We start from the raw sequence: 11,102 nt of genomic DNA on the forward strand, positions 1-11,102 counted from the left end.
ACAAAAAGAGCTGCCATATAAACAGCTCTGATCTCAGCTAATGCACACCCGTTAGTACATTAAAGCATAGTTTATTATTTGTGATTTTTTAATATTCGAACCTCTTCTTCTAGTTTATCTATTTTTTGTTGAAGGTCTTTCTTCGGTTGTACTAGTTTTCTTAGTAAAAACAAAACTAATATTACGAAAAGAAAAGATAGAATTAATCCTGGAATACCTATATTACTCAATGAATACACACCGCCAATTAATATTATTAACCAAATTTTAGTTTTTTTTATAAAAATAGTCAATAGTCACGATTCGACTAAGTTATGCTTAATGAACTAAACTGCCCCGTTAGTGCCATAAGAAAAAGGCTGCCGTAGCAACCCCTGTTAATGAACTAACGCACCCGTTAGTTTAAGTACAATCCTTCACAAACTAACTTTGGAATAGGAAAAAGAGGTGCCGCATACATTTCTTCACAATAAGTTGGAGATAAAACGCAAACAAGAAGAAAAAAATAACTAGGCAAGCTCCTTTTCACTTCACACAAAAAGTTGATTAACCAATCCACGGAATAATCTCCTTCTTGATTCAATTTAAAACTTTATACACAGTTTTAGCCATACCTAGCCCCCATAGAGACTATTAGGCAGAGGTTGCATTTTTGGATATAATAAATGTTACATTCCCATACAAAGGAGAAAATATGAATAAGGTAGATAAAACACGCGAACTTATTATTCAAACTTCCTTAGCCTTATTTAATAAAAAAGGCTACAGTCAAACTTCTATACAAGATATTATGAAAGCAACAGGATTACCAAAAGGGGCAATATATAGAAGATTTGAAAATAAGAACGAAATTGCTATTGCTTCATTCGAATATTCTGTAAGCATTATCTGGAATCATTTTTTTGAAGCTACAAAATCAAAAGTTACAGCAACAGATAAATTAATAGCAATGTGTCATATTTATAAAGATGCTGTTAATAATCCACCTGTTGATGGCGGATGTCCTCTACTTAATACGGCCATAGAAACTGATTTTGGATTTCCAGAACTTCATGATAAAGCTGCCGAAGCCTATAATCATACTTTAATTATCATACAATCTATCATTGATGAGGGAATTCGTTCAAAAGAATTTCTTCAAGATGTGGATTCTTATTCTTTAGCATCCTTTTTGTTTTCCACAATAGAAGGCGCCGTTATGGCAAGTCGCTTGTCTTTAAATAATGAACATATGCTTCATAGCATTGGGCAAATAAGTATACTTTTACAGCACTACTCAGAAAAGAACTAGAGGTAATCCTAATACCTCTTGGTTCTTTAGCTTATTTGTTCACTAAAATGTACTAATTAATTTATGAAAAAAGTTAAATAAGCATGTATAATAAACCATACGGACCGGACGGTCCGGTTCGATACAATCCTAAAATTTAGCCAAAATACTATGTTTAAAGGAGTGTTCATCATGAAAGTCGCCATCATGCTTTACAATGGGATCACAGCCCTAGATGCAATTGGTCCATACGAGGTATTTGCTGCCGTAAAGGGTATCGAAGTGAAGTTTGTCGCCAAAGATAAGGGTTTAATCAAACTGGATTCTAAAATGGGGCATTTGCATGCCGATTTGAGTTTTTCTGAAGTTACATCAGCTGATATTCTTGTGGTACCTGGTTGTTGTCCTCCTAACTATAAGTCTAACATGAATGACGAAGACACATTAAATTGGATTCGGCAAATACATGAGACAACGAAATGGACCACATCAGTGTGTAACGGCTCTCTGATTTTGAGTGCCGCAGGTTTGCTAAATGGTGTGAAGGCAACCAGCCATTGGGGTTCTTATGATCTACTCCATTCTCTTGGTGCAGTCCCAACTGGTGAGAGAGTGGCTCGCCAAGGTAAAATCGTTACAGCCGCAGGTGTCTCCTCCGGCATCGACATGGCCCTCCAACTAATAGCTTGGGAATGGGGGGAAGATATCAGTAAATCTGTCCAACTGCTTTTGGAATACGACCCTATGCCCCCGTTTGATTCGGGTTCACCAAAGAAAGCGCCGGCTCCATTGGTAGAACAATTAAGGGTGATGCTTCAAGAGCTTGCAAAACAAGAGCCTGAATTATAAATCAACATATGATAGGAATGAGGGAGACGATTATGATATCCTCTCCTTTGTCCTGTTACTTTATGATTCTAGATAGGGGTCTCGCCACATGTTTATATGGATGTTCGGAATACTCAAAAATGTATACCTGTATTATTTGAATTGAACCACACATCATTAATTTCGTGTGGTAATGAAGAAACCTTTCAATGATTTTTTTAATCATACCCCCATGGGATGGCGCTCTATACAGACGGACAGCCGCGCGAAAAGGAAGAAAACGAACTGGAGTTGTCGTTGCCCACGCCATTAAGAATTGCTTATTATCTTTTAACTAGAAAAGTAATGTTTGTAGACTTAGGCGAAGATTATTTTGATAAACAAAAGCAAGCCTATCAGAAGCATCCTAACCACCGATTTATTAAGAAATCTTTAATAGGACGCTGCTCTTTTTCAAAAAAATTGAAGCTTGCGTTTTATTTAATATGGTCTTTTTCCTGATTATTAGTGTTTAATTTTCATGGTAGTTCCATAAAGAAAAAGCTGCCTTAAAGACAGCTCTGATTTTCAGCTAACGCACCCTTTAGCTTAACAAGGTATGTATAGATTATTTTTCAACTTTAATGTATGTTCATTCGAATATAGGACGCATAAAGCTTCTCTCATAACTTAAAATACATTTAGTCTCTTCTGCAAATTTATATGCTTCTTGACATTCTGCATCCAATGCCATTTTTACTCGGTACTCTTCATATGCTGCTAAACTTGGGAAAGTGAATAATGCATAAGCAATATTATTAGCACCCTCATGTGGAAGGAAATAACCCTGATGTGTACCGCCTAATTTATTAACTAATCGAATCCACGTCTTACCGTATTCCTCGAACTCATTTAATTTATAAGGGTCAATAACATATTTCAGATAGCATGTAACCATTTTACCCCCCCAAAAAAAATCTATTTTTTTCCATCATAACATATAATTCGACTAACCTGCCTCGTTAGCAGAAAAAGAGCTGCCGAAGCAACTCCCTTATTGAAGTAAAGCACCCTATTAAGGTCAATCGTTTTAAAAATAAACGACATAAGAAAGAGAAATTGCCTCGAAATCTAGAGAGTTGGTTACTTTTTCTTTTGAAATTTACTTAATTAAAGAAAAAGGAGGTAATCACTTGAAACGAAATTGATTTATTACCTTCTTAGCCGTTCATACGGTTTACTATTTTAATCTTCCAAATGTTTCCTTAGCTACTTCTAATGCTGATGCGGATCGCGGCCATCCAACGTAAAAACTTAAATGAGTAATAGTCTCTATAAGTTCCTCCTCTGTTAGACCGTTTTGTTTCGCAAGTTCTAAATGATATGGAAGCTGATTTAGGCTTTCTCCAGTTACTAGCGATGTAACAGTAATTAGGCTTCGGTCTCTTAAATTTAAATTATCTCGTCTCCATAAATCTCCGAAAAGTATCTCTTCAGAGTATCTAACAAAATCTGGTGCAAAATGTCCTAATGAATTTCTTACAGTAGGAGTAATGGGTTTGTTCATATCTCCTGCTCCTCTCGATTATTAATTCTGATATTAAAACACTAAATCATTTGAGCAATTCCGTCTCCAAATGACCAGTTTTCAAGATTTGTTTCCGATAGAATTATAAATACATTTTCTTTAACTACATTACAATTATTGTGCAATTTGTTAGCAATACTCTTATACAGTAATTCTTTTTGCTGTTTAGATCTTCCTGGACCGCATGTGATTAAGATGTAAAGAAGTTGGTTTGTTCTTTTACTACTAAGAAGATAATTCGGATCAAAATAAAACTCATCCACCTTATGCGACTGGAAAATTTGAAAATAATCCTTTTTGGGTACGTGAAATTCTTCAATAAGTGCGGCCATAACATTTCTACTGATTAGCTGTAAATCTTTATGATTATATTCATTTTCCAAATAACTAATTTGAACGAATGGCATTTTTCCCCTCCTTTTGATAACAAGTTAATTTTACCTTTACTAATGTTATTTGTATAATTGAAATAATCGAATGAAAAATTCATAAAAACGAATGGAGATTATTGGATATGAATTTAAAAGAAGTTAAGACATTCCAAGCAATTTTAAGGGAAGGGACATTTTCAAAAGCAGCTCAAAAATTAAACTATGCACAATCAACTATAACGAACCATATACAAAAGCTAGAAAATGAAATTGGATTTAAGTTATTCGAAAGAGGATGGGAAGCAAAGTTAACAGATTCCGGAGAAATTTTCGCTAAGGAGATTCATTCTCTGATTAAACATTGGGATTTTGTCTTAGAGCAATCAAAAGCAATAGAAAAAGAAGAAGTTGGCACCATAAATATCGGGGCAATTGAAACAGCAGCAACTATTTTGCCATCTACTATAAGCCAGTTTAGGGAAATAAAACCTAATGTGACTTGTAATATTACTGTAGGAAATACAGACACTCTAATAAATCTTTTAGATAGTGGTATGATCGACTTTGCAATAGGTGGAAAACCGTACAAAGAAAATGGATATTCATTCATCCATTTATATGAAGAAGAAATATCCGTAATATTTTCCAAAAAATATTATCAAGATCCTATTACCATCCAATCGCTGAATGATATAACTGAATACCCTGTTTTCATTGGTGGGGAAAATTGTTTATACTATACAAAGTTTGAAGAAGAGCTGTCACATTTAGATTCGAAACCCTTTTATTACACAGTTAGTCAGATACTATCCATACCTTTATATATTCATAACTTTCCTTCCATTGGTGTAGTCTTATCATCTTCAAAGCTTTCTGATAATATTGTTAAAGTACCCTTAGAATTGAAGAATCCTTTCATTCCTATTGGGATAATACAAAAGAAGGATAATAAGTACCTTTCTAATATAAAGAAGTTATTCCTAGACTTAATAAGAGATTCATTTGATAGGGAATAGAATATATATAATGGGCTAACGTGTGCGTTGTAGAATAAGACAAATAAAATCGATTCCTTATAAATAGAAGGAATCGGCTTTTTAGGTTAGAATTTGCTTAGCATACAAAATTCCCGAGATGTTGGCAGTACCCCTCAAAGAAATCGAACCAACATCGTTAGTGGATTAACCATTATTTTTACTTCATTAATTTCTATAATTGTATCTGCAATAAATCCTGTTATCGTAGGATTCATAACCCTTAATGAACTAAACTGCCCCGATAGTTCATTAAGAAAGAAGGCCACCAAATAGCAGCCCCCTGATCTCAACTAACGCACGTGTTAATTGATGAGGGAAATTAACTAACTTAAATTCTGGGTCCCGAATCAATGAAGTTATGGATATAATTCAAATTGCAAAGGAAACATAACAATAGAACAGTTCCAATAAGGAGGAGTTATAATGAAACAATTTTATTTAGTTCCAATAAAATATTTTTTAGTATGCTTAGTTGCTGGGTTACTTTTTTTCTTTAATGAGTCATTTGTTCAAGCACAAGAAAAAAATCCAAATGATAAAATCGTTAAGCTAAAAGACGGAGAAACTCTCAATGTAGCTCATCCAGAATTACTAAAAAAGAGAGATGAAGTATGGGAAAAGATTACTAAATCTAATTTTATTGATGAGGTTGAACAGAAACTTACTGAAAATGGATACAAAAAACGCACTATGACAGGCGAATTTGACATCAATTTTCAAATAGTGGATTTGGAAGTAGATGAAAAGCCTGGTGAAAGTAGAGTTGAGACAATTAACAATATCGACAAAATTGTTAGAGAATTAGCAAAAGAAAATAAAGTAGTTCCAACTATTACAAAAGTAACATTTCACAAACAATAGTTTTTAGCTGTTGAAGGGTTCCTAAACCAACAAAAACAGTACCAGAAATGGTAATTTCTTTGATCTGTTGATGAACCCTTCTTAAACTAACCTCCCTCAATAAACTAAACACAATCTCACGATTGCTCTAGAATTCTTAGGATTTCATAGTCATATCATTAACCGTTATCTATGTAAGCTCGGCATTACGCCTCAAGAATAAGGATTTACCGAAAAAAGTGCATGCTAAACTAGCCAATCATAGGAAAAAATTGGTTTAAGCAATGTTATGATCGCACTTTAGGATATCCACATGTCTCATGGAGGTCAACCCTCCCATGTCTCACAGAGTCGATGCTCCTACATTCCTTCGTTCAACCTTTCCATGAGGTGGATGTCGGTCATGCTGCCCCACAGGATCTAAGCCCTTACGTTAGTTGCTTTGCCGACTAATCCGTGCTTCACTTTTAAATAAATGTTAATTAAATGACCGTGTAACCTTAAAATTCAATGAACTATGCGACTGTTTGATGGACTACAAATGTTGCCATATGAGGGATATCCTTTAACATCTTGTCTTCTTGAAACGTAAATTGTTTTTTACCGATTGAAAATAGAATTCGAATAAGCTTGTTACACAAGGCTATCAGAGATTGCATTTTCTTTAAGGGATTGTGGGAACGTGTTGTGTAATATATATGAAGAGCTTTAAAAGCCTTGTTCTTTGCCACCAGTATCATGGCTGCCCGGAATAAGAGAGCCCTCAATTTCTTTCGTCCCCGTTTAGTAATCTTGGTCTGACCTTTGTGCTTTCCGGATGTGTTTTCTTTTAAACTTAAACCTGCTAATTTTACGATTTGGCGAGGATGTTGATAGTCTCTGAGGTCGCCGACCTCTGCGAAAAATCCTGCTACTGTATCTCGACCGATTCCTGACACCTCTAACATCTGTGTGACACCTGGGATATGGTCTAATAACTGATCTAATTGATGATCTAATTCTTCGAATTTCATTTGAATAAAATCATACTTCTCTAGTAAAGTTCTCAACTCTAATTTCGCCATAGCTGCCCCTTGACGAATACCAATCGAACGATTGGCTGCTTCTTTGAGTGCTCGTATCTTCTTTAAGCCTATACTGCGTTTAACCACTTGTCTTAAGGAAAGTAAGAGCTCTTCTTCCGTATAATTTACAAGTTCATGTGGCAAGGCTTCTAGCTTTAGAAAATGAATAGCTGCCTTGCCTTCCCAACTTTTGAACACTGTCAAAAATTCGGGAAAGTAACGATCAAGCCAGTTATGAACTTGTCCCTGAACGACCTGTAAGTCAACGTTGAGAAGATCGCGAAGTTTTTTGGCCACTCGTAGTTCTGCATAAATTCCTTGTGGAATTGTCGGTTCGGCGTATCTTCCGTCTTTGACTAATTGTGCGATGACTTTTGCATCTTTCACGTCATTCTTTGTAGGTGAATTATCGTCTAATTCTTTACTTCGTTTAACATGTAGTGGATTGACAGATACGAACTTAATATTATTCTCTTTTAGAAAATGAGCTAGAGTTAACCAGTAGTGACCGGTTGGCTCCATGCCTACAATCACTTGATTTAACTTACACTCTTTAACAAGTCGGTTAATCCAATCTAGAAACGAATGAAATCCTGCATTCGTATTTTCAAAGAAACACGTTTTACCCAGTTCCAATCCTCTAAAATCCTGTGCTCTCGCGACATGATTGTGCTTGGCTATATCTACTCCGACAATTAAGGTTTCAGAAGTAATTTGAGTGATTTTATGATTTTGGTTATAATTCATTGTGAGACCTCCAAATAGATGTTTTGTCCTTTTTTAGCTGGCCAGCTTAGGACACATTCATCTTATCAAGAGGTCTTTTTTCGTTCAAACCTCATTTTCAGTTATTACAGGAATGCTGCCCCGTTAGTTTAAGAAGGGTTTTTCACTTCATTTTCCGAATGTATGATAATGTAAAGGTTTGTACATTCAAAAAGCCAACGGAATCGTTGGCTTGTTTCTCATGTTATCTCTCCTACATCTTTTTTCACCTAGCTGGCCTTCTGGGTTTATTTTGATTTAATACCTGCACCACAAAGAGGTATGATTATTTTTTCTTCTGGTGCCTTTTTATACTTGATGTAGCCAGCATAGTTTACTGCTGATGTCACTTCCACATAAAATCCTTTCTCACTAATTTTAGCTCGTGCACTCAGAATCTCCTCTTCTTCAATATCAATAAACGTACCATTGGTATTACGTACAGCTTCTAAAATTTGTTTGGAACGCGCTGGTGCAGCAATAGCTATCCCTTCCGCCAAAGTACCCCTATTCGTAACAGGTTGTGCTGATTCCTCCCCGGTTTGGTAAGCTTTCACAAGAGGCGCACAGTTCTCCGCTTGAATGGCAATGATTTTCGGTAGTTTATCAATTAATCCATTTTCAAATAACTCTTTAAAGCCATAGTACGCACCTAGGAGAAGCGTACCGTTTCCAACCGGAATAATTAAAGCATCAGGCGCACCATTTAATTGTTCATAAATTTCATAGGCATATGTTTTCGTTCCTTCATAAAAATAAGGATTATACACATGACTTGCGTAAAAAACTTTTTCTTCGTCTACTGCTTTTTGTGCCGCAGCTGCAATGTCCTCTCGTGTACCACGAATCTCTTTAATCGTTGCTCCATGGGCTTTTATTTGAGCGATCTTTTTCGGTGAAGTTTCATCACTTAGATATATATCACAGGCAATATTACAACGTGCTGCATAAGCTGCAATCGCCGTTCCTGCATTCCCACTACTATCAGCAATAACTTTTGATACCCCTAATTCTTTTGCCTTTGTCATCAAAACAACGGCTCCTCGATCTTTAAAGGATAATGTAGGCATCATATAATCAACTTTTACATACGTATTTGGCTCCATAGGATCTAGTATGATTAAAGGTGATTGACCTTCACCCATTGTCACGGATTCCCATGTCTTAGAATCTTTTGCGAATGGCATGGTTTCAAAATAACGCCATAATGAGTTTGGATAGTTATTCCAAGATGCAATATCAACTTTTGGGTTATCTTTTACTATGTTTAATACTCCGCCACATTCACATTTCCATAGAGTTGGTGTAATATCATGCTTTTTGCCACAACTGTTACAAATAAATTGTTTCATCATTTATCAATCCTTCCGAATAATTTTTTATATAAAATAGACTTTTTTATACATAACAGATAAAAAAATATAACTAAATATATGCAATGGCATCAATTTCAATTTTGAATCCAAAATGTAATTCACTAGTTGGTACAACGGTACGAGCTGGTTTATGTTCACCGAAAAATTCCTTATAAACAGCATCTACTTTACCCCATAATTTCACATCCGGAATATATAATGTCATACGCAAAATCTGCTCTTTTTTACTTCCAGCTGCTTCTACAATCATTTCCACATTTTTAAGTGCTTGTAATGTTTCTTCTTCGATGGTGCCAAATTTCTTTTCACAGGTTTCTGGATTAATGGCAAATTGCCCTGATACATAGACAGTGTTCTGATGAACTGTTGCTAATGCATAGTGTCCATTTGATTTTAAATTTCCTACTTCAAAGATGCTTTTCATTTGATTCTCCTTAACTTGATTTATTTTTGATTTCATCCAAATAACTGTAAACTGTTACTTTGGAAATGCCTAACAAAGATGCGACCTTCTCAACAGATCCTTTCATTAAAAATATGCCTTTTTCGTCCATAAATCTTATTAATTCAATCTTTTCATGGCGTTTCATGACTGGATGAACACTGTTTTGAATGATTTGTTGAATCAATTGATCCACTATTCCTTCAACATTTTCAATATCATCATCTGATTTTGTTTCATTCTCTTGAACTTCAACTTGTGTAGAAAGAAAAGTATTCATAAATTGTTGCATTTGATTCAGTGCTTCAACATCAAAATTTATGCAGAAAGCACCAATCACTTTTTGCTTGGAATCACGTATTAATGAAGTCGAAGAACGAATAGTACGCTTATCTTCTGTTACAAATGTATAACCTGCAAGATAATCTTCTTTAAAATCTTCTGATTGTAATACAGTCTTCACTAGGTGATCAAATGATTGACCGATTTCTCTTCCTGTAACATGGTTATTTACTGTAAACATTACAGATGCTTGAGGGTTCGTCAAATCATGAATAACGACTTCACAGTTTGGTCCAAACATTTTTGCAGTAGATTTTGCTATAGGGATAAAACTCTCTAATACTTTCTTAATTTCTTCCATGTCTAACTACCTCATTCTTTAAATTCCATTCAATTATATATTTTTTTATATAAAAAAAGCAATATGTATATTTTTTTATATAATTTTAAAAAATTCATCTTAAGGATTAGCAAATCACCTAAAAATGAATGATTAGATAGGAGGTTTCTTTAACTAAACTGCTACGTTTAAGTACGTTTCTTCACAAACTTCATTTTCCTTACTAAACAATATGACCCTTTAATGGAATAACATTACTGACGTTTTTAAACAACTTTATTATGTTTTAAATTTAATGTCATTTAACAGTATTCTTTATATAACTAACCTGCTCCTTTAGTACCATAAGAAAAAGGCTGCCTCAGCAACCTTTCTTATTGAAGTAAAGCACCTTTTAGTTAAAAAAGGAGCTTCAGTTTTTGGAGTGACTTTTTGGCTTTTTTTTAATTGATTAATAATGGAAGCATGCTAATCTTTTTTTAATTCAATTCCACCTCTTTCCACTTAACCTCCTCCATTACTTCAATTAAAAAAGAGACTTTACTCTTTTATCTTCGAGTCCCCTTACCATATTCGTTTCAACTTTTTCAAGATGGATAGAAAACTTTACCTTTCTTTTTTTGGAAACATGGTATAACTAAAACTGATGATAAAATCAATAACCAAGATCAATGTCCATAATTTTAAAGTATTAAGCAATGCTTGAGTCTGAGAAGGATTATTAATCGAAAAGATCATCACTGCTAAAAGAACTCCTCCTATTAACCAAGAAACAAAATGCTGGAACCATCCTATACGCTCCTGTCTAGCATGTTCCCTTCCGAATTTTTTCTTTTTTATAGGTTTTTCACCATTTCCATATTTATAAGCGAAATGCGCATCCGCCCATTTGATCATCTGATGCCCAAACGCTACACTTA

11 protein-coding genes and 1 pseudogene are annotated in these 11,102 nt (G+C 34.7%); 4 read left to right on the forward strand and 8 right to left on the reverse strand.

What is annotated here, in order from left to right; translation table 11 throughout:
- Positions 1–694: 694 nt before the first annotated feature.
- Positions 695–1,291 carry a TetR/AcrR family transcriptional regulator gene (locus Q8G36_RS27085; RefSeq protein ID WP_034314404.1) on the forward strand — a complete coding sequence of 199 codons (597 nt, stop codon included), beginning with the start codon at positions 695–697 and terminating at the stop codon, positions 1,289–1,291.
- Between the two features lie 171 nt (positions 1,292–1,462).
- A complete protein-coding gene (locus Q8G36_RS27090; RefSeq protein WP_034314407.1) occupies positions 1,463–2,119 on the forward strand; it encodes a DJ-1/PfpI family protein in 657 nt (218 codons plus the stop codon).
- A gap of 610 nt (positions 2,120–2,729) precedes the next feature.
- Here Q8G36_RS27090 and Q8G36_RS27095 read toward each other — a convergent pair.
- From Q8G36_RS27095 to Q8G36_RS27105, 3 genes are all read right to left on the reverse strand, one after another.
- Positions 2,730–3,035 carry an NIPSNAP family protein gene (locus Q8G36_RS27095; RefSeq protein WP_251437110.1) on the reverse strand — a complete coding sequence of 102 codons (306 nt, stop codon included), beginning with the start codon at positions 3,033–3,035 and terminating at the stop codon, positions 2,730–2,732.
- Between the two features lie 282 nt (positions 3,036–3,317).
- Positions 3,318–3,644, reverse strand: coding sequence for a carboxymuconolactone decarboxylase family protein (locus tag Q8G36_RS27100; RefSeq protein ID WP_251437111.1), 327 nt, complete (start codon positions 3,642–3,644; stop codon positions 3,318–3,320).
- Between the two features lie 41 nt (positions 3,645–3,685).
- A complete protein-coding gene (locus Q8G36_RS27105) occupies positions 3,686–4,072 on the reverse strand; it encodes a tautomerase family protein (protein ID WP_251437112.1) in 387 nt (128 codons plus the stop codon).
- A 107-nt stretch (positions 4,073–4,179) separates the two neighbouring features.
- Between Q8G36_RS27105 and Q8G36_RS27110 the strand changes: the two genes are divergently transcribed.
- On the forward strand, positions 4,180–5,052 hold the full coding sequence (locus tag Q8G36_RS27110) for a LysR family transcriptional regulator (protein WP_305161289.1): 873 nt from the start codon (positions 4,180–4,182) through the stop codon (positions 5,050–5,052).
- A 444-nt stretch (positions 5,053–5,496) separates the two neighbouring features.
- A complete protein-coding gene (locus tag Q8G36_RS27115) occupies positions 5,497–5,934 on the forward strand; it encodes a hypothetical protein (RefSeq protein WP_305161290.1) in 438 nt (145 codons plus the stop codon).
- A 494-nt stretch (positions 5,935–6,428) separates the two neighbouring features.
- Here Q8G36_RS27115 and Q8G36_RS27120 read toward each other — a convergent pair whose 3' ends face one another.
- The 5 genes and pseudogenes from Q8G36_RS27120 to Q8G36_RS27140 all read right to left on the reverse strand — a co-directional run.
- Positions 6,429–7,724, reverse strand: a complete 1,296-nt coding sequence (locus Q8G36_RS27120; protein ID WP_305275299.1) for an IS110 family transposase — start codon at positions 7,722–7,724, stop codon at positions 6,429–6,431.
- 266 nt (positions 7,725–7,990) lie between these two features.
- Complete coding sequence (locus Q8G36_RS27125) at positions 7,991–9,094, reverse strand: threonine synthase (protein WP_305161351.1); 1,104 nt, start codon at positions 9,092–9,094, stop codon at positions 7,991–7,993.
- A 73-nt stretch (positions 9,095–9,167) separates the two neighbouring features.
- Positions 9,168–9,542 (reverse strand): RidA family protein, encoded by a 375-nt coding sequence (locus tag Q8G36_RS27130; RefSeq protein ID WP_305161292.1) that lies wholly within the window; start codon positions 9,540–9,542, stop codon positions 9,168–9,170.
- Between the two features lie 10 nt (positions 9,543–9,552).
- The gene (locus Q8G36_RS27135) at positions 9,553–10,203 is read right to left on the reverse strand and encodes a helix-turn-helix transcriptional regulator (RefSeq protein ID WP_251272879.1); all 651 of its coding nucleotides are present in this window, start codon (positions 10,201–10,203) and stop codon (positions 9,553–9,555) included.
- A 585-nt stretch (positions 10,204–10,788) separates the two neighbouring features.
- Positions 10,789–11,102, reverse strand: a pseudogene (locus tag Q8G36_RS27140) (hypothetical protein); the annotation flags it as partial.

Source organism: Peribacillus frigoritolerans (assembly GCF_030676415.1).
Lineage (GTDB): Bacteria > Bacillota > Bacilli > Bacillales > DSM-1321 > Peribacillus > Peribacillus frigoritolerans_A.